Below are 18296 nucleotides of genomic sequence, written 5' to 3'. Positions count from 1 at the left end.
ATTATTAGTATTTAGGTTAACCTCTTGAAGAAACGGAAGTGCACTGCATGAAACGTATAAACCATATTCACTTATTTACGAAAAATAATTTTATGCAGCTAAAGAGGAAGTGGCTCCCACTTCCTCTTCTTTTCATTTTCCCGCTTTTATTAATCGGGATAGTTGCTGCCCTTGTGATTACAATCGTTTTACCAGAAGAAAATGATCCGATTCAAATTGGTCTCGTCGACTTAGACCAATCGAAGGAAACAAAACTAGTCAGTGGGTTGATAGAGGAATCATCTTCGCTAAGTAGCTTTATTCAATTACATAGTATGTCAGAAAAGGACGCAGCAACAGCAATTGAGAACAATGAGATTAGTTCCTACCTTACCTTCCCGGAAGGATTCACAAAGAACCTTTACACAGGCAAGTCGGTTCAATTGCGAATTATCGGCAATCCAAACCGGAAGATAGATAGTTACTTAATTAATGAAATTATCGAAAGCGTGACGAGACATATTCGTAGCTCTCAGGCAAATATTCTCACGATCAATGAATATGCAAAACAGTTAGGCATGGATGATGAGACGCGGAATGAGTTTGTTTTTGAACAGTTTAAGGAATTTGTTTTCTATACGCTTGGCAGTAATCAAATACTGAATGAAAAAGAAGTGACAAATTTAGCGACGTCTTCACCGATTCATTACTTTTTTCTTGCTGCCTGGTTTATTATTCTAACGATTTGGCTGCTTACCATATATCGTTTTCTTACCAGTGAATCGCCACTAAGGATGAAACAACGGATCAAGCTTTATGGGGTGACCGAGCTGCAGCAAAGCATTTCCAAAAGTATCGTGACACTTATTACGGCAAGTTTCTTTGCTGCGATTACTTTCGTTTGGCTCCAGTTATTTCTATCATTTGATCTAATTTTAGAGGATTATGCTAGATTTATAGGTCTTATTCTTTTATATTGCATCGTATTCCTCATCGGTCTGGCAATCATCGAAACGTTGATTTCCGCTCCGAAAATAAGTCTGTTCACCCAATTATTATTCACTCTGGTAATTTTAGCCTGCAGTGGCGCTGTTCTTCCTGTAATTTATTTACCATTACAGCTGCAGGAACTCGTTAGCTATAGTTTTTCCTATCAGGCCTTCTCTTGGATTTCAGAGATTTTGCTTAACGACCGAATGTATGCAGACTATATCCCACTCTTATTAATCGCGTTCGCGGGATGTTTCATTCTACTTGGGATTTCTGCGTGGAAGGAGCGTGTTCAATCATGATGGCGATTTTACATACGAGGCTAATCCATTGGAAAAAACAAATGCTCTCCATATTATTCTGGCTCCTATTTCCAATACTTGCGACCCTAGCAATTGTTTACGGTACGAATCTCATTCAACAGGATAGCAAAATCCCGGTTGGCATCGTCGCAGGAGACGATAGCGAAATCGCGAATACGCTCTACGATTCGATTAAAGCGACACCACTCATCCGTGTAATAGATGTAACGGAAGCAGAAGCTCGTCGATTGGTTGAGAGCCATGAATTAGATAGTGCCTTTGTGATTGGTGATGGTTACGAGCAGGATGTAGAAAACGGCCGACGCAACAGATTGATTACAAGCTACCGGTCCAATTTATCATTCGCCTACGCACCTGTCAGTCAAATGATTATTTCACTCGTCCAACAGGATACTAGTCGATCTAAAGCAGCCCATACAGTCATTAAACTTAGTAATAATTCAACGGAGCAATGGACATGGAATGAAATTGTTGCAAAAACAATTGAGATACAACGGGAGGAAGATCTACTCCGTACGACCTTCTCCTTTGCAAATACAGCAGGAGCAGACAATGAAAATCACGTCAGTCTTTGGAATACGTGGGCATTATGGGCATTATTTAGTATCCTATCTACCCTCCTGCTATTCGACTGGCTAATTAAGGAAAAAAGAGCGGAGATATTACCGAGATTCGCATTTATACGTTTTTCTTATCAAGATTATTTATTCGTCAATGTATGCTTGTATACTATGCTATTTTTCATCTTTGACCTGCTTGCAGTTATTGTCTTCTATACCTATCTTTCGGAGCCTATTTCCTTGTCACTGATTGGCGCGATACTAGCATTTCGTCTGTTGATTATTATGGGTGCATTTATTTTCACATTATTATTCCGAAATCTTTATTTATATTATAGTACAGCATTTTTACTAGCATTAATTATTGCGGTGATTAGTGGTGCAATAATCCCGATTGATGGGATTACGAATCGTTTTGGGTGGGTCGCATTGCTTAACCCGATACAGCCATTCTTACATGTGGATTATATCAGTCCATGGCACATCGTCTGTATTATCATTATCGCTATTTGGTATGTAAAAGGAGGTAAATCCAATGCTTAACGTAACATCCCTATCGAAGGCTTACAGGAAAAAAGTGGTACTTGAACAGATTTCCTTTTCCGTTCAGCCTGGTGAAATTATTGGATTAGTTGGAGAAAATGGTGCTGGTAAATCGACATTGCTAAATATTTTAGCAACACTGCAGAGGCCAACAAATGGCTCGATTTACTTGCAAGAGAAATCCTATAAAGATGAAAAGCAGTCGATACGGAAGGCGATTGGTTATGTTCCCCAAGATATTGCCATCTGGGAAGAATTTACTGTTGAAGAAAATATGATTTTTTTCGAAAAACTAGCTTGGAAAAAACGCGGGAATGAAGCACTAAGGCAATTATGCTTGGACATGTCTCTTGATAAATGGAAGGAACCAGTGAAGACATTGTCCGGTGGAATGAAGCGAAAATTAAATTTGGCAATTAGTCTTATCCATGATCCTACTCTCCTGCTCCTTGATGAGCCAACTGTCGGCATTGATTTAAAATCCCGTAAAGAAATTGGCGCTTATTTGCAAGAATTGGCATCCGCTCATGAGAAAATGATTTTATATACATCCCATGATATGGATGAAATTATCGATTTATGTGATCGAATCATCTGTATTGGTGATGATCCGTTTTATGAAGAAATCTTAATCAATTCTGGTAAAGCAATTCTATCATTTTAGTATTGCTATATTGTCTAATCCATCTTAGAATAAAGGTATAGGTCGAAGGGAGTACCGTGTTAATGGAAATCAGAGATTTACAACAAATGATTCAATATCAAGCATTATCAGCAATGACATCTACTCGTGCATCTTCTTCACAAAACATGAATATAGTAGATATATCGTTTAAACAATTACTGCAAGATAAAATCAATACGGCGATGATGCTGTCGACTGCAAATAGTAATAGTCCAGCAGCTATGCCTGCTGTATATCCAATGCAGACGTATGCAGGACAAGCTGCTGTAAATTATTCTGTACCAAGTGGTGATATTAATGCCACGATTTCTTCAGTAGCTGGAAAATATGGGATTGATGAGAAACTGATTCATGCAGTCATTAAAACGGAATCCAATTATAATGCCTCTGCACAAAGCCATGCTGGTGCACAAGGATTGATGCAATTAATGCCGGCAACAGCAAGATCCTTAGGTGTTCTCAATTCATTTGATGCGAGTCAGAACATTGAAGGTGGTACGAAATACTTGAGTCAAATGCTCAATAAGTATAATGGCAACCTAGAGCTCGCACTTGCAGCGTATAATGCCGGCCCCGGAAATGTTGATAAATATCAAGGTATTCCACCATTTAATGAAACCCAGAACTATGTGAAGAAAGTAATGAATTCGTATTTAGTTTAACAGAACAAAAGTGGAAGCGCCCGTTTGTGCTGAGTACGGACTGCGCCCCGTAGTTTGGGGTGGTTCGACGTGTCGAACATTCCTTCGTAGGAGATAAAGGAAACATGCCCCTTCACTCTAGGGGTATGCCGACGTTGGCAAAGCCTGCTTTTAGTCGGCCATCCTTTACATCAGGAGGAGTCGATGTTGACTTTCACCACAAGGGTATAAGTGCGACTAAGCCTCATGTGTAACCAATCGGCAAGTCTTCTTTATCGTACGGAGGTGAGGGAAGTCTCGCTAGGAGCACGAGCGCTGGAACTGGACGTGGCCAATCCTGTAATAAGGGTTGTAGGGATTTTTTTATACTTTCTTAACACTAGCCAAAGATGCTAGTGTTTCTTTTGAAAATAACTTTATAATATAATTGTTTAAAATTCATTCGCACCAAATATTTAATTTACTAATAAAAAAGGGAGTCTCAGCATTCATTCTGCTAAGACACCCTTTTCCACATAATCCTATGCTAAAATTATTTCCTTCACTGTTTCAGCATCTAACTTCTTAATCACTTCAACAATTAATTTCACTGCGTTTTCAAAATCGTCACGATGCAGGATGCCGGCATGTGAATGGATGTAACGAGTTGCAACCGTGATTGAAAGTGTTGGAACACCATTGCCTACAAGGTGGATTGATCCAGAATCAGTTCCCCCACCTGCAATCGTTGTAAATTGATAGGGAATATTCTGTTCTTCTGCCGTTTGAACGACTAAATCACGTAATCCTTTGTGAGAAACCATCGATGCATCATATAAAACGATTTGCGGTCCATCACCGAGCTTGCTGTCTGCTTCATGTGGCGAAATTCCCGGTGTATCCCCTGCGATTCCTACATCGACAGCAAAGCCAATATCTGGTTGGATTTTATGTGCAGCTGTTTTTGCACCGCGCAGGCCAACCTCTTCCTGTACATCACCAACACCATAGACAACATTCGGGTGGTCAACATCTTTCAGCTGTTTTAATACTTCAATTACAATTGCTAGGCCAATACGATTATCCCAAGCCTTTGCGAGCAATAATTTTTCATTTTTTAATGTTGTAAATTCAAAATAAGGAACAATTGAGTCTCCTGGTTTCACACCAAATGCTTCTGCCTCTTCTTTACTAGTTGCTCCGATATCAATAAACATGTCTTTAATTTCATACGGCTTTTTACGTGCTTCTGCAGGTAGAACATGTGGTGGTTTCGAGCCAATTACACCAGTCACGTCGCCTTTACTTCCCATAATCGTTACGCGTTGTGCAAGCATGACTTGATTCCACCAGCCGCCAACGGTTTGAAAATAAATAAATCCTTTGTCATCAATACGTGTTACCATGAAACCCACTTCATCTAGATGACCAGCAATCATAATCTTAGGTTCGACTTCATTACCTACCTTTTTCGCGATTGAGCTCCCTAGATTGTCGGTTGTCATTTTATCTGCATATGGTGTTATATATTTCTCGAAAACCTGACGCACTTCTTTTTCATTTCCAGGAATTCCTTTTGCATCAGTTAAATCCTTTAGCATTGTTAATGTTTCATCTAATTTTGTCAATATGTACAGCCTCCTTATGATACATTCATATTATAGCGTGAATTTGGATGAAACGCCTTTATTTTTGTCTTTAATTATTTATTTCTTACTTTCCCCGTGAATAATCTGACGCTATATTGATAGATAGGCAAATATGAACCATATTAAATTCTAATCCTTTTCAATGGGCATGCGACCTTTATAACCACAAACAGGACAAGTGACAATACGTTCGTTTCTGACTCCAGTCTTCAATGCTAATGCAAAACTTAATTTTGATAATTTAAATCGATTGCCGCAATGTGGACATATAAAATGGGTAGTTTTTGTCCAAATATCCGCATATTTATATAAAAATAAATATGCTAAAACCACTATGACCGCTGTTTGAAGTAATCCAACTATTATGTTTTCCTCTTCCATTATATAATCACATTCTTTCCTGCTAGATAGAAGTACAGTAAATTAAGAAGGTGAATTCACATCCGTATTAATTATGAAACAGTTTAAAATTAATCTACTTCTATTAAAATTGTTTATTTCTTGTATCTGTTGTTGCTGTATTTAGCTCTCAATAATATAACGTATTATTTTCCAGAGGATCCAAATCCACCTTTATCTCGCACTGAGTCTGATAATGATTCAGTTTCAACTAGGTTCACAAGTAACACAGGAGCAATCACCATCTGTGCGATTCGCATCTGTTTTTCCACTCTAAAATCTTCTTTACCATGGTTAATTAAAATTACTTTGACCTCACCTCTGTAACCTTCGTCAATTGTGCCAGGACTGTTTAGAACCGTGATGGAGTGTTTCAGTGCTAGTCCACTTCTAGGTCTAACCTGTGCTTCAGTTCCTTCAGGCAATTCCATTTGTATTCCTGTTGCTATTAAAGCTGATTCTCCAGACTTGATTATTTTTTCTTCAACTGAAAATAAATCCAATCCAGCGTCACCAGCATTTGCCCTGTACGGTAATCTTGCTTCTTCATGTATAAGCTTGACTTTCAAGTTATATTCCATTTTAATACCTCGTTTTCAGTAATTATTTTGGGCTGTTACAAAAGTGAATTATCTTTGTCCAGCTCGAAAGTTTATATACTTTCAAATTTGCTAAGTATAAGGAACAATGCTCTCTATCCAATTGTTCCGAAAATACAATTCGCTTTCCGCGGGGAGCTGGTGAGCCTTCTCGTGCTACGCACTTCGTAGTCTAACCTAGGCTCTTCTTCCCGCAGGAGTCTCCGTATATTTCCTCCATTGAGGTTTGAGCATAATATTTCTATTCTTAAGCCGCAATCATTTCATTTTCGTAGCGGTGGAAGACTCCTCGAAAATAACTGTCGATTATCTTTCGTAGATGGTATGTCGCAGAAGCCTTCCGTCCTGAAAGAATAACAATGGCTGAAGATGCATCGAAAGTGTTTTTCTAACTCAAGCGTTGCAATACATTGCAAAAATATAGCAATATTTTCTTTAACACTAACAATATACAAAAATCAACCGTATTCTATAGGGATATGAAAATTCATTTATCCGTCACATTATTGTAACACGAATTTTGAAAATAAGTGAAACTTACCGGATAGCTCATACGTATTATAGGTTAAAACTAATAAGGAGACGGTTTACAATGATGATTGTCCTACTATTCAGGCTCTTAATTCTTATCTCAATCATGATGATCATTTATTCTGGAATTAAATACCTTCGTAATCCACAGCGAAAGTTAAAAGCAGCAAAAGAAGCAAATGAATTCTATTTTTTAGATGATGCAAATAATAGTAAGAAGAATCTTCAATTTGTTTATAAAGGCTGTCTATTTATCGGTGAGAAATATTTAGGTGCGACCGAGGATTCCTTTAAAGTCGTAGATATTCATGTAAGTGTTAAGGAGCCACTTGAATTAGAAGGTTTCACACGTGAAGATATTTATTTTTTAGAAAATGAAATGCTCATTCATTATCCACACTCAAAGATCGAATGGAAGCATCCAATCAATCAATTATTACTTACCAAGCTACACTAAATAGGTCACTCATCTAGTCCTTAAGCACAGATGAGTGACCTTTTAAAATTAAATTGGATAAATGCAACAAGCCTTGAAACGAGTGCTTTCGCTTTTACTAATTTGTTACGTGGAAAAATTCATGCCATTTGATGATAAGTTCTTTTCTTCTTAAAACATAGATAATTAACAATAATAGCGCTAGAAAAATGAAGATAGATAGAGGAGTTAGATTAGAAAGCCAGCCACCTATACAAGTGTATATGACCGCTAAAGGAATAGTCGATAAAATCGATGATTTCGTATATTCTTTACTATTTTCCGAGATTTCAATTAAACATAATGATAATAAATGAAAATGGATAAACGGAATTAGTCGCAGTATGGTAACCTGTGACACGGTGAGCTTCGTATATTTACCAAGTAATTTCTGTTTCACATGTAATAACTTCTCGAATGATTTCGGATTCCAGTGGGCCAATCTATAAAAAATAAGGCATGATAGAGTCATACCAATAAATGAATAAATTGATCCATAAACTGGTCCAAACAATATTCCACCAGAAATACAAATAAATACTACCGGAAGAAATAATAATGGCCGAAGCAAATGAATCATGATGAACAAAAACGGCGCGAAATAACCACCTGTCTCAATGACTGCCATTATATAATTTCCGAAAAGCTCCATGACTCTCCCCCTTTATCTAACCTGATCTTTCCTTGGTAGTTAAGAAAGTACAAAATAATTCTTACTACATAAGTGGGGCCTACAGGATGTAGGTCAGTTCGGTGTTGCGATAGGACGTCACGTTTTTAACCGAACTTCCCCTAAGGCTGTCACCGAAAGGCTTGGTTAAACCTTAGTTTTCTAATACATGTATATGACAGGAGACGAGCCATTATGACAAAAATAAATGATAGTGTTATTCCCAATGATGCAGCCTAACCTATCGCCGTAATAAAATAACCAAATAAAGCAATGTTAATAATGATTAATATTGGCATGCCGATTGTAAAAGAACGATGCTTGGTCTTGTGTCGAAATAGCTTCATCCCTGAATATGCACCAATTGCGCCACCCAGAAGTGCTAACAGCCAAAAGGTTCGTTCCGGAATTCGATATTGACCTTTAATTGCCTTTTGTTTATCAACGCGCATTAGAAAAAATTCAATTACATTTACGAGCAGTAGATAAGCTAGTAGTTGATCTATCATTTCCATTACGTAAAACTCCTTTTATGTAAAATGTAAAAAGGGTCAAACCCAATCTAATGCTGGATTTGACCCTATATGCACTTATTTTAAAGCGTCTTTTGCTTTCGTAGCTAATTGAGCAAATGCTTGTTCATCGTTGATTGCAAGATCTGACAACATTTTACGGTTGATATCGATTCCTGCTACTTTTAAACCATGCATTAATTTGCTGTACGAAAGATCATTTAAACGTGCTGCAGCGTTGATACGTGTAATCCATAATTTACGGAAATCACGTTTCTTTTGTCTGCGGTCACGGTAAGCGTATTGACCTGATTTGATTACTTGTTGTTTTGCTACTTTAAATAACGTTCTTTTCGAACCATAATAACCTTTTGCTAATTTAAGGACGCGTTTACGACGTCTGCGTGTTACTGTTCCACCTTTTACACGTGGCATAATAATTCCCTCCTAGTACATTTACGATCTAATTTTTTATTTATTTAGGTAACATTGTTTTGATGCGTTTGAAATCTCCAGGAGATACGATCGCACCTTTACGAAGTTTACGTTTTTGTTTTTGTGATTTATTTGCAAACATATGACTTGTATATGCATGTGATCTCTTTAATTTTCCAGAACCAGTTCTTTTAAAACGTTTTGCTGAACCTCTATGAGTTTTCATTTTTGGCATGAATATTTCCTCCTCGTCTTGTTCGTCCAAAGCAACATCTTTCACAAGGAATTCGCTACTTTAAACCAGTTAACTTACTTACTTTTCGCTGATTGGGTTAAGCATAATAAACATATTACGACCTTCCATTTTCGGTCTAGCTTCAACTGTTGCTATATCTTTCAGCTCTTCAGCTAAACGATCTAGTACCTCTTGGCCAAGTGATTTATGTGTAATTGCCCGTCCACGAAAACGAACTGCTGCTTTTACTTTATCGCCTTTTTCAAGGAATTTTTTCGCATTCTTTAATTTAGTTTCAAAATCATGCTCACCGATTCCTGGAGTAAAGCGAACTTCTTTAATATTGATTACTTTTTGATTCTTACGAGCTTCTTTTTCTTTCTTTTGTTGCTCAAAGCGATATTTCCCAAAGTCCATGATCCGACAAACTGGTGGTTTTGCTCCAGGTGCAACCATCACTAAATCCAGATTTCTAGTTTCAGCGATTTCTAATGCTTCTTGACGTGTTTTAACCCCAAGTTGGTCACCGTTTGAATCGATAAGACGTACTTCTCTAGCACGAATCTTCTCATTGACGTTCATATCTTTGCTAATAGCCAGCCACCTCCAAATTATTTGTAAATCTGATCTTTTATTGACAAGCGAATTTTTATTTAGAAAACTTGGCTTCACCTAGCCTTTCGGTGACAGCCTTAGTTGCACTTATGTAGTAAGAAATATTTAATACTTTCTTAACTACAATTAAAAAAAGTGTCGGTACAAATGCACCCACACGTCTCCAAATTTCTATTAAAAAGAGTTCGGAACCAGTCAACTGCACAATTTGTGCGTCAATCAGGTGAGAAGCGGGTGCTTCTTCTTGTCTCAGATCATTTAATTTTCAACTTTATAAGTATATCATCTACATTTTGTATTGTCAAATATAGATTTTGAAAAACTTTATTTACTGTATTCAGTATAGCATCATTTGGGAAATTGTCCAAGAATATGATTTTATGTGATAGGGCTATTGTTTTGTCATCTTGACTGCGAAATGAAAATCGTAACGGTATCAGCAACAAAAGCGACATAATAAAAGCAGCCATCCAATTACGATAGACTGTTCTTTTGCTACTGCTTTCGAATAAAGCTTAATTCTATTGGTAATATTTCTCCAATAATGAACAAAAGAGAAGAGCGTGTTCAGTAAGTTAGATTTACTGATACTTTCTAAGTGCTTATGGTTTAGCCCAAATCAAATATAAATATCCTGCCATGTAACGCTCTTCCCTAATAAGTTTTAAACTAGACCTTTTTACAATTTCACTAATATTTCTGTTCTGGTGACACCCTACTAATTTTAATGCCAAAGGATCCAATATTTTTTGTAGCCACGCTATTTGTTTGTTCGTGCTGATTCCATGCTCCATCATAAGTATTTTCCCTTCTGGCTTACACCACTTTTGGAAGTTGTTTAAGACAATGACAGGGTCTTGATAGGCACATAAAGTCCCAGAAGATACGATTGTATCAAATGTGTTTTCGTTAAATTTAACAGACTCAACATCTTCTTGGATAAATGTAGCTTTAAAAGGATATTCTTTTGCAACATTCCGGGCTATTTTCAGCATTTCACTACTAAAATCCACCCCCGTCAATTCAACGTCTTTGTAGAAGGGAAAATTAAGGCCTGAACCAACACCAACTTCTAGCACCTTGCCTTCTACATCTTGAAAAACGCGATCACGAAACTGATAAGCACTATTATTTTTTTGGCGTTTGTGGGATTTATTTGCTTGTTTATCAAACTTTTTAACTAAGGATTTACGCTCCATATTTTTCCCCACTCTAAGGTAATTTATGTGAAGATTACGGCATTTGGATAATGATGAATAGTCTTTTTTATATTTACGCTTTTGTATAAGAATAGGTTTCATTCACCCTTACTCGATTAAAGAGTGCGATTGCGGAAAAGAAAAAAATCCTGCATATAACAGGATTTTTGACCTAATGTTGATACAGTGCGGCTTTATTACAAATGGTTAAATCTTAGTTTTAAAGATACATTTGCTACGGAACTATTTTCGCAATGCTTTATTTGCTACTTCATTTTTGATTAATGCTTCAAAATCAGTATAGCTGTATGTTTCTGATTTTTGTTCTCCATATCGACGTACGTTTACTGCTTGATCTTCAATTTCCTTATCACCGAGAACGAGTGCGAATGGAATCTTTTGTGTTTGTGCTTCGCGAATCTTATAGCCGATTTTCTCGTCACGTTCATCGAGTTCCACTCTTATTCCTTGTAGTCTTAATTTATCTACCACTTCTTTTGCATAATCAAGATGCACTTGTGGTGATACTGGGATTACTTTCACTTGAGTCGGTGCAAGCCATGTTGGGAATGCGCCTTTATATTCTTCAATTAAGAAGGCAACAAAGCGTTCCATTGTTGATACGACACCACGGTGAATAATGACTGGACGGTGTTCCTTGCCATCCTCACCTACGTAGGATAAATCAAAACGTTCTGCTGCTTGATAGTCAAGCTGTACAGTAGAAAGGGTCTCATCCTTACCGAGTGCAGTTTTGACCTGGACATCCAGCTTAGGGCCATAGAATGCTGCTTCGCCTTCTGCTTCCACATAATCCAGATTCATTTCTTCCATTGTTTCTTTTAATGTTGTTTGTGCTAATTCCCACATTTCATCGTTGTCGATATATTTCTCTTTATCTTCCGGATCACGATAAGAAAGGCGGAAGTAATAATCTTTGATTCCAAAGTCTTCGTATACTTTTTGCACTAATTCTACGACACGAACAAATTCTTCTTTTAATTGATCTGGACGTGCAAAGATATGTGCATCATTTAATGTCATCGCACGTACACGTTGCAATCCTGCTAATGCACCACTCATTTCATGGCGATGCTGCATTCCGAGTTCAGCAATTCGTACTGGTAATTGACGGTAGCTCCATAATTTATTTTTATAGACCATCATATGATGTGGACAGTTCATTGGACGAAGCACCAATTCTTCATTATCCATTTCCATCGGTGGGAACATGTCGTCTTTATAGTGCTCCCAGTGCCCACTTGTTTTGTACAACTCAACACTACCAAGTACTGGAGTATACACGTGATCATAGCCTAATCGTTCTTCCAAATCAACGATATAGCGCTCGATGTTGCGACGGATTGTTGCGCCCTTTGGTAACCATAGTGGTAAACCTTGACCAACTTGCTGGGAGACAGTAAAGATATCCAATTCCTTCCCTAGCTTACGATGATCCCGTTCTTTTCTTTCCTCTAGGATACGTAAATGTTCCTCAAGTTCTGCTTGTTTTTCAAATGCAGTTCCGTAAATTCGTTGCAGCTGTTTATTATTGCTGTCCCCGCGCCAGTACGCACCAGAGATTGATAATAATTTGAATGCTTTAATTTTACTTGTTGATGGAACATGTATTCCGCGGCAAAGGTCAAAATATTCCCCTTGCTCATAAATCGTTACCTGTTCATCTTCAGGAATTGCTTCAATCAATTCAAGTTTTAAATCATCACCAATTGCTTGGAATTTCTCGATTGCTTCTGCACGAGAAACTTCAATGCGTTTGATTTCTAAATTTTCGTCGATGATGCGTTTCATTTCTTTTTCGATTTTCGGAAGGTCTTCAGGTGTAATGGAATGTTCCATGTCCATGTCATAGTAGAAGCCTTCTTCAATTACTGGACCTACGCCAAACTTCACATCTTTATAGAGACGTTTCACTGCTTGTGCCAATAAATGAGCTGCAGAGTGACGCATCACTTCAATGCCCTCTTTGTTTTTATACGTAATGATTTCAATCGCACCGCCATAGTCTAATTCGCGACGTAAATCCACTAACTCTCCGTCTAGCTTGATAGCTAGAGCTTGCTTCTTTAATCCCGAAGAAATTGAGCCAGCTATCTCTTCGCCAGTTGTTCCAGCTGGAAAGCCTTTTACTGCTCCATCCGGAAATGTGATGTTAATTTCTGTTTCCATCATAATTACTCCCTTCAATATTAAATTATAGAGAACCTGGTTGCCACATCGCCATTAGGTGACAGCCTTAGTTCCTACTAAAAAAGCGCTCGTTCCTTTGCATCGATTAAATGCAAAGGGACGAGCGCTTGTATGCTTCGTGGTTCCACCCTAATTCCCGTGAAATTTGCTCACGGCTTCATTGATCTTTAACGCAGATAAGACGCTACTAATTACTATTATTTCCATAGTAGAGTTCAGAGGTGGTAATTACTTGTCGATACATTAGGAAGCTTACAGCCAAATGACTTCCCTCTCTTAAATGTATGTTAGACTTAAGCATCATGTCCTCATCATTACTTTTTTATAAGTTTAAATTACTATATAGGAATTATAGCGCTAAATTTTTCAGAATGCAACTTTATTTTCGTTCCTTTTTCATAGAATACGTAAAAGGAAAATGGCGTAACGCTTGAAACTCAACTTTCTCCTGAAATACATTAATAACGGTTAAGGTCTTTGGTTCAGATGGATCGTCACCATATATTTTGATTTTTTTGGGGGTCATTGCTATTAATGGTGAAAGATTCATTTCATTCTCGTCCAATCCGACGATATAAAGGGGTTCCTTTTGCATTAATATGCGTAATTCCATATTTGTAAACGGCTTTCCACTTTCTTTATAAAATGTAAAATTAGTCCCTTGAATAATATGAATAACGGGCAGTAATGCTTCTTTCTTGGCAATATATTCACGAAGCATGTTAATAAAGCTCTGATGATCTTCTTCTCGTTTAAATTCATCGATGGCAATACCAACATAATGAATTAGTTCATCTTTAAAAGATTTAAGACGGAATGTTACAATCGATTCATAATGAATGTCTGCAGTATTTTTCATACTGGCGATGAATAATGTGTTCAGTAATTTACTTGGATCCTTCTTGCGATCAACTTTGCTTTTTCTAAGCTGGAGACTGTCGCTATCGCCACCTGTGTATATCCAGGTCGTTAAATCGTGAATACGTTCAATTTCATCGGGATTTGAATAATAATAAAAGTCCTCAATAATCTGCTTTATCATCGTTCCCAAACGATGGTTGATGAATACGTCCACCATTGCTTTTGCAATTGTATCCAACAGTCCGGCATGTACCGTTTCAAATTGGATTTCATTCCCCCATTCTTCATTCGTTTTCCAATTAATTTCTATGTTTTTTGTATGACGAAATAAATGCTCGCAAAAACTAATCACTTCTTGATCAGACTCAATGTATACCGTTAACATTCACATCACCCTCATCCACACCAAACTGTTACATTATATGGACAAAGTGAAGGAAAAATGATTAATAAGAGAATCTAGTAAAAATTTCAATTGCAAGGTTACCGTAAGTTGGTTAACAACCTGCACAATGTTATACCGCTCCGTAAAGAGGATGTTAGGAGCAATAGTCATCATCATATTTGTTACAAAACAAATCGACCTATTATTTTCTATTAAATAATTACTAGAGAACTTTCGAAAATTCAGCATAAAAAAATAGAGAAAGCCACATTCGATCGTATGGCTTTCCCTTATTTCCGGCGATTTGCTCCATATACTGCTACAGGATTACTTACTTGTTTAATTCGTTCAATTATCCGTCCTGCTTTGACCGTTTCAACACCGCTTTTCGTTGTTGCAAGCTGGCTCTCCAACTGCTCTAGTGTGTAATTCGACGTAAAGAATACGGGTAGCTGTTCCATCATCCGGTACTGCAAAATCGAGCCAAGTATTTCGTCTCGGAACCATGCGGATTGTACTTCTGCACCAATATCATCGAGCATTAGTATATCTGCATTTTTAAAACGATCGATTTTCTCGTTTACAGAGTCGTCTTTAAACGAACCCTTAATTTCACGAACAAATTCTGGCATGTAAATAACCATTGAAGAAATATTAATTTTCTTTAATTCATTGGCAATTGCACCTAAGAAATATGTCTTGCCAACCCCAAATGGTCCATGAAAATAAATTCCTTTTCTCGGAAGCTTCACACTTGCCTCCCGAATAAAACGAAACGCTTCTTTAACTGCCTCATTTCGATGTTCATCAACATGCACATCATTGATTGATGCTTTAAGAATTTCTTTCGGCACATGTACACTTTGAATGAGCTTTTCTTGATCTCTTTCTTTTTCATACATTAATCGGCTATGGCATTTCTCATAGGATAGGTGTATTTCATTATTTGAGACATGGAGAATTGGCGAGTAGCCAGGAAGCATGTTTTTACATTCCTCAAACGCCGCGCAATGATTGCATTGCTTCGATTGGGTTTTATACTCATATAATTTGATTAAGCTTTTATTAATTCCTTGCTTTGTTAGTTCTGGATGGATCGATAAAAACTCTTTTATCTCCGGATCTTGGAGTACGTCATTTCTGATTTTGACATAGTTTTCTTGGAAATTCTTATTTTCTCTCATCCATTTTTTTAGTGAAGATTGGATTGGTTCCATTGCAATCATCCTTGAGATCTATTTTTATGCGGTATCGCTTTCCCATTAAGTAATGCCTGTAATTCTGCTTTTTCTTTTTCTAAATCGATAACCGTCTGCGAAGTTTGAGCAACTGTTGACTGTTTCGTCTTGTTCCGGTCTTTAAACCAATCTGGAATAATTTCTTTTGATATCGGCTTGTAATTATAGGCTGTCTTCTGCTTCGAGCCCTTTTGGAATTTATTTTGTTCTGTTTTCGCAAATTCCATTGCTTCTTTCGCCGTTTTAATATTGGCACGCGACCAGTGGCTGGCAATTTTCTCTAAATAAGCTTTGGATAGCTTCATATTGGATTGCAATAGCACATAATGCACGAGCACATTCATCACAGGCGCTGGCAATCCTTGCGAAACCATCACCTCGCGAATGGCTTTTAAGTCTTGCTCCGATGCCTGATTCCCACCTGATAGATCCTCAAGCAACTGCTTCGGTGAGATGGATTCTAATTCCTGAATCAGCATTTCTTCCTTCGTTTGCGGTTCTGTCTGCTGTTGCTCCGGCGGGGTTCTCTTCTCGGTTAACGTTATTGATTTATCATAGTGCTTCGATTTAAATAAATCATGACAAGCTGTTTTAAATTCATCTGTATCAAGCACATTATCTTCCGTTAATGCCCATAATACAGATTTCTCCACTTCATAGCTATCTAAACCGTATAACAGTACCATTTGTGAAATGAGCTTACGATTCTCCTGTGTTAATACCTTACCAACTGGAATCAATCGTTGCTTCAGCATTTGTACCATCCACGAAAAATCAATTGAACGCTCATTTCGCGCCTGTATCTTATTAACCTTTTCCTTAGGCTTCACCGCTTCAATTGATGGCGTAAAGGTTTGAAATACTTCATTAAATCGAGCGGTAATATTCTCTCCGATGCCGCTAGGAGCTTCTTTATAATAATGTCGTTTTAAAGCATGATATTTCGTGTCCCCTATTTGATGCATCAGCAGCTGGGAAAGCATCGCATCCTTGAAAAAATCGCTTGGGGCAAACGGACTTAATAGTTCATACGTAAAGACCGTTCTTTCCTCCGCTTGCTTTTTAAAGGTGTTCAATAAACCGATACCTTCAAGCTTCAGTCTTGCTTTATAAACTTCATCTAATGGGATATTCAAATAATTCATTAATGTATGATGGGTTTGAGGAGTTGAATCGGATTGCAGCTCCATTTCATGCAACAAAGTCTGATATAATGTGACTGCATGTACACCAATTAATGGTTGATAGAGATGTGCCAGTGATTTCGTATAATCATTCGGCAAATATTCTTGTAAGATGACATAATACCCATCAACTGGTAACACTTTTCCTAAATATTTCAAATAACCTCACCCTTTTTATAATTAGATAAGAAAGTAGAAAAAATTCAACATTTCATTCTATTGCTAGTTGGCACACTTAGCTCCTGCACCTATGCTCCTAACAGTATTTCCTCAGCTCTGTATTTTGTTTAACAGGAGCTTCTACTTTCGTTCTAAGAATCGAATGAATTTTTCTTATCGGTAATTAAATCCTTTAATTCATCTAAAAACACTGTAATATCTTTAAACTGCCGGTAAACGGAGGCAAACCGAACATAGGCAACCTCATCGACTTTTGAAAGTCGTTCCATTACCATTTCTCCTACCTGATCACTTGCAACCTCGGATGACCCAGAATTTCGTAATTCTTTCTCAACATTGGATGCAATTGCCTCTATTGTCTCTAGAGGAACTGGTCGTTTCTCACACGCTCGAATAAGTCCACGAACCAATTTCTCTCGCGCAAATTCTTGTCTTGTACCGTCTTTCTTCACAACAATTAATGGGGCTTGTTCCATACGTTCGAAAGTAGTAAATCGGAACCCGCATTCTTCACACTCTCGTCGGCGTCGAATTGACTTATTCTCATCTGTCGGCCGAGAGTCAAACACTTTTGTGTTTTTATAGTCACAATTGGGACATTTCATTTAGTTCAACCCCGTTCATGTAAACGATCGTTTTGCTTTCGTTTCTGTAATTAGTGGTAGTTCTTTATCGACTAACGTATATAATTGATTGATTAGTTTTGTGCTATATCCGAAATCCATTGGTATGATCGATTCTGTCGTTACAGAAAAATCGACTGCGGTTTGAAATGGCCGTACCATGATTACTGTTAAAACAATAAAAACCTTTTTTCCTTTTGTCGCAATGATGCCAATTTCTCCATGCTCCTCGGAAATAGAGTTTACTTTAAAACTATCGGATTTGGCAATAAGTTCTTCAATTTTCTTTAATGCTTTATCTTTTGTTGTTTTATAATAACGTGTCTGTAGAGATGAATCCCAATGATCTTCTCTTGTTTCTGCATGATTACTAAAATATTTGGATAATGTATTGCGGATAGACAATCGCCACACCTCATTAAGTTTTTTTTAGAAAACATGAAAATTCGCCACGCCTTTAAGCGAATTGGTTAGTTGCATTTATGCAGAAAGATATGTGTGTACACTTTCTTTACTACAAAGTATCATTTACCGTAACTAATAGTTTAACATATTTCGCCCAATTCCTCTATTAATATTAGAAATCAAAATGAGG

General features: G+C 37.3%; 20 protein-coding genes and 1 other annotated feature. Of the genes, 5 read left to right on the top strand and 15 right to left on the bottom strand.

Features of this window, described 5'->3' with window-relative positions; translation table 11 throughout:
- Nucleotides 1-47 precede the first annotated feature (47 nt).
- From CWR45_RS01715 to CWR45_RS01700, 4 genes are all read left to right on the top strand, one after another.
- Nucleotides 48-1271, top strand: coding sequence for an ABC transporter permease (locus tag CWR45_RS01715; protein ID WP_245975313.1), 1224 nt, complete (start codon nucleotides 48-50; stop codon nucleotides 1269-1271).
- Nucleotides 1268-2395 carry an ABC transporter permease gene (locus CWR45_RS01710; protein WP_170138764.1) on the top strand — a complete coding sequence of 376 codons (1128 nt, stop codon included), beginning with the start codon at nucleotides 1268-1270 and terminating at the stop codon, nucleotides 2393-2395. Before CWR45_RS01715 ends, CWR45_RS01710 begins: the two co-directional genes overlap by 4 nt.
- A complete protein-coding gene (locus CWR45_RS01705) occupies nucleotides 2388-3059 on the top strand; it encodes an ABC transporter ATP-binding protein (protein ID WP_115748070.1) in 672 nt (223 codons plus the stop codon). The genes CWR45_RS01710 and CWR45_RS01705 overlap by 8 nt, the downstream gene beginning before the upstream one ends.
- Before the next feature lie 62 nt (nucleotides 3060-3121).
- The gene (locus CWR45_RS01700; protein ID WP_115748069.1) at nucleotides 3122-3742 is read left to right on the top strand and encodes a lytic transglycosylase domain-containing protein; all 621 of its coding nucleotides are present in this window, start codon (nucleotides 3122-3124) and stop codon (nucleotides 3740-3742) included.
- Nucleotides 3743-4242: 500 nt separating this feature from the next.
- Here CWR45_RS01700 and CWR45_RS01695 read toward each other — a convergent pair whose 3' ends face one another.
- The 3 genes from CWR45_RS01695 to dut all read right to left on the bottom strand — a co-directional run bounded on the left by CWR45_RS01695 (nucleotide 4243) and on the right by dut (nucleotide 6329).
- Entirely contained in the window at nucleotides 4243-5328 is a 1086-nt protein-coding gene (locus CWR45_RS01695) for a M42 family metallopeptidase (protein ID WP_115748068.1), read from the bottom strand.
- 150 nt (nucleotides 5329-5478) lie between these two features.
- Entirely contained in the window at nucleotides 5479-5730 is a 252-nt protein-coding gene (locus CWR45_RS01690) for a CpXC domain-containing protein (protein ID WP_115748067.1), read from the bottom strand.
- 164 nt (nucleotides 5731-5894) lie between these two features.
- The gene (gene dut / locus CWR45_RS01685; protein WP_115748066.1) at nucleotides 5895-6329 is read right to left on the bottom strand and encodes a dUTP diphosphatase; all 435 of its coding nucleotides are present in this window, start codon (nucleotides 6327-6329) and stop codon (nucleotides 5895-5897) included.
- 610 nt (nucleotides 6330-6939) lie between these two features.
- On the opposite strand from dut, the gene CWR45_RS01680 reads away from it, so the two are divergent.
- The gene (locus CWR45_RS01680) at nucleotides 6940-7335 is read left to right on the top strand and encodes a sigma-w pathway protein ysdB (protein WP_425453584.1); all 396 of its coding nucleotides are present in this window, start codon (nucleotides 6940-6942) and stop codon (nucleotides 7333-7335) included.
- Nucleotides 7336-7432: 97 nt separating this feature from the next.
- On the opposite strand, the gene CWR45_RS01675 is transcribed toward CWR45_RS01680, so the two are convergent.
- From CWR45_RS01675 to CWR45_RS01615, 12 genes are all read right to left on the bottom strand, one after another.
- Nucleotides 7433-8005: a TVP38/TMEM64 family protein gene (locus CWR45_RS01675; protein ID WP_115748065.1), complete on the bottom strand. Its 573-nt coding sequence runs from the start codon at nucleotides 8003-8005 to the stop codon at nucleotides 7433-7435.
- A gap of 254 nt (nucleotides 8006-8259) precedes the next feature.
- Nucleotides 8260-8538, bottom strand: coding sequence for a DUF1294 domain-containing protein (locus CWR45_RS01670; protein ID WP_115748064.1), 279 nt, complete (start codon nucleotides 8536-8538; stop codon nucleotides 8260-8262).
- Between the two features lie 75 nt (nucleotides 8539-8613).
- A complete protein-coding gene (gene rplT, locus CWR45_RS01665; RefSeq protein WP_115748063.1) occupies nucleotides 8614-8970 on the bottom strand; it encodes a 50S ribosomal protein L20 in 357 nt (118 codons plus the stop codon).
- Between the two features lie 40 nt (nucleotides 8971-9010).
- Nucleotides 9011-9205: a 50S ribosomal protein L35 gene (rpmI, locus tag CWR45_RS01660; protein WP_115748062.1), complete on the bottom strand. Its 195-nt coding sequence runs from the start codon at nucleotides 9203-9205 to the stop codon at nucleotides 9011-9013.
- A gap of 78 nt (nucleotides 9206-9283) precedes the next feature.
- Entirely contained in the window at nucleotides 9284-9787 is a 504-nt protein-coding gene (infC, locus tag CWR45_RS01655; RefSeq protein ID WP_115748061.1) for a translation initiation factor IF-3, read from the bottom strand.
- A 156-nt stretch (nucleotides 9788-9943) separates the two neighbouring features.
- Nucleotides 9944-10072: a sequence feature (ribosomal protein L20 leader region), on the bottom strand.
- 350 nt (nucleotides 10073-10422) lie between these two features.
- Nucleotides 10423-11019 carry a class I SAM-dependent methyltransferase gene (locus CWR45_RS01645; protein ID WP_115748059.1) on the bottom strand — a complete coding sequence of 199 codons (597 nt, stop codon included), beginning with the start codon at nucleotides 11017-11019 and terminating at the stop codon, nucleotides 10423-10425.
- A gap of 243 nt (nucleotides 11020-11262) precedes the next feature.
- On the bottom strand, nucleotides 11263-13209 hold the full coding sequence (gene thrS / locus CWR45_RS01640) for a threonine--tRNA ligase (protein ID WP_115748058.1): 1947 nt from the start codon (nucleotides 13207-13209) through the stop codon (nucleotides 11263-11265).
- 400 nt (nucleotides 13210-13609) lie between these two features.
- Nucleotides 13610-14476: a putative sporulation protein YtxC gene (ytxC, locus tag CWR45_RS01635; protein ID WP_115748057.1), complete on the bottom strand. Its 867-nt coding sequence runs from the start codon at nucleotides 14474-14476 to the stop codon at nucleotides 13610-13612.
- A gap of 290 nt (nucleotides 14477-14766) precedes the next feature.
- Nucleotides 14767-15693, bottom strand: coding sequence for a primosomal protein DnaI (dnaI, locus tag CWR45_RS01630; RefSeq protein WP_115748056.1), 927 nt, complete (start codon nucleotides 15691-15693; stop codon nucleotides 14767-14769).
- A 5-nt stretch (nucleotides 15694-15698) separates the two neighbouring features.
- The gene (locus CWR45_RS01625) at nucleotides 15699-17057 is read right to left on the bottom strand and encodes a replication initiation and membrane attachment family protein (RefSeq protein WP_115748055.1); all 1359 of its coding nucleotides are present in this window, start codon (nucleotides 17055-17057) and stop codon (nucleotides 15699-15701) included.
- 152 nt (nucleotides 17058-17209) lie between these two features.
- Nucleotides 17210-17683 carry a transcriptional regulator NrdR gene (gene nrdR, locus CWR45_RS01620; RefSeq protein WP_115748054.1) on the bottom strand — a complete coding sequence of 158 codons (474 nt, stop codon included), beginning with the start codon at nucleotides 17681-17683 and terminating at the stop codon, nucleotides 17210-17212.
- A gap of 15 nt (nucleotides 17684-17698) precedes the next feature.
- Nucleotides 17699-18115 carry a cytosolic protein gene (locus CWR45_RS01615; RefSeq protein WP_342770077.1) on the bottom strand — a complete coding sequence of 139 codons (417 nt, stop codon included), beginning with the start codon at nucleotides 18113-18115 and terminating at the stop codon, nucleotides 17699-17701.
- Between the last annotated feature and the right edge of the window lie 181 nt (nucleotides 18116-18296).

Source organism: Oceanobacillus chungangensis (assembly GCF_003369565.1).
Classification (GTDB): Bacteria; Bacillota; Bacilli; order Bacillales; family Amphibacillaceae; genus Oceanobacillus; species Oceanobacillus chungangensis.
Note: the sequence above shows the minus strand (reverse complement) of the source record. Positions and strands in the feature narration are given on the sequence as shown.

Coding starts and splice junctions, on each gene's coding strand:
- CWR45_RS01645 (WP_115748059.1), bottom strand. CDS start 11,019: ATGGAGCGTAAATCCTTAGTTAAAAAGTTTGATAAACAAGCAAATAAA.
- nrdR (WP_115748054.1), bottom strand. CDS start 17,683: ATGAAATGTCCCAATTGTGACTATAAAAACACAAAAGTGTTTGACTCT.
- rplT (WP_115748063.1), bottom strand. CDS start 8,970: ATGCCACGTGTAAAAGGTGGAACAGTAACACGCAGACGTCGTAAACGC.
- CWR45_RS01670 (WP_115748064.1), bottom strand. CDS start 8,538: ATGGAAATGATAGATCAACTACTAGCTTATCTACTGCTCGTAAATGTA.
- CWR45_RS01690 (WP_115748067.1), bottom strand. CDS start 5,730: ATGGAAGAGGAAAACATAATAGTTGGATTACTTCAAACAGCGGTCATA.
- dut (WP_115748066.1), bottom strand. CDS start 6,329: ATGGAATATAACTTGAAAGTCAAGCTTATACATGAAGAAGCAAGATTA.
- CWR45_RS01710 (WP_170138764.1), top strand. CDS start 1,268: ATGATGGCGATTTTACATACGAGGCTAATCCATTGGAAAAAACAAATG.
- rpmI (WP_115748062.1), bottom strand. CDS start 9,205: ATGCCAAAAATGAAAACTCATAGAGGTTCAGCAAAACGTTTTAAAAGA.
- thrS (WP_115748058.1), bottom strand. CDS start 13,209: ATGGAAACAGAAATTAACATCACATTTCCGGATGGAGCAGTAAAAGGC.
- ytxC (WP_115748057.1), bottom strand. CDS start 14,476: ATGTTAACGGTATACATTGAGTCTGATCAAGAAGTGATTAGTTTTTGC.
- CWR45_RS01700 (WP_115748069.1), top strand. CDS start 3,122: ATGGAAATCAGAGATTTACAACAAATGATTCAATATCAAGCATTATCA.
- infC (WP_115748061.1), bottom strand. CDS start 9,787: ATGAACGTCAATGAGAAGATTCGTGCTAGAGAAGTACGTCTTATCGAT.
- CWR45_RS01715 (WP_245975313.1), top strand. CDS start 48: ATGAAACGTATAAACCATATTCACTTATTTACGAAAAATAATTTTATG.
- dnaI (WP_115748056.1), bottom strand. CDS start 15,693: ATGGAACCAATCCAATCTTCACTAAAAAAATGGATGAGAGAAAATAAG.
- CWR45_RS01705 (WP_115748070.1), top strand. CDS start 2,388: ATGCTTAACGTAACATCCCTATCGAAGGCTTACAGGAAAAAAGTGGTA.
- CWR45_RS01680 (WP_425453584.1), top strand. CDS start 6,940: ATGATGATTGTCCTACTATTCAGGCTCTTAATTCTTATCTCAATCATG.
- CWR45_RS01675 (WP_115748065.1), bottom strand. CDS start 8,005: ATGGAGCTTTTCGGAAATTATATAATGGCAGTCATTGAGACAGGTGGT.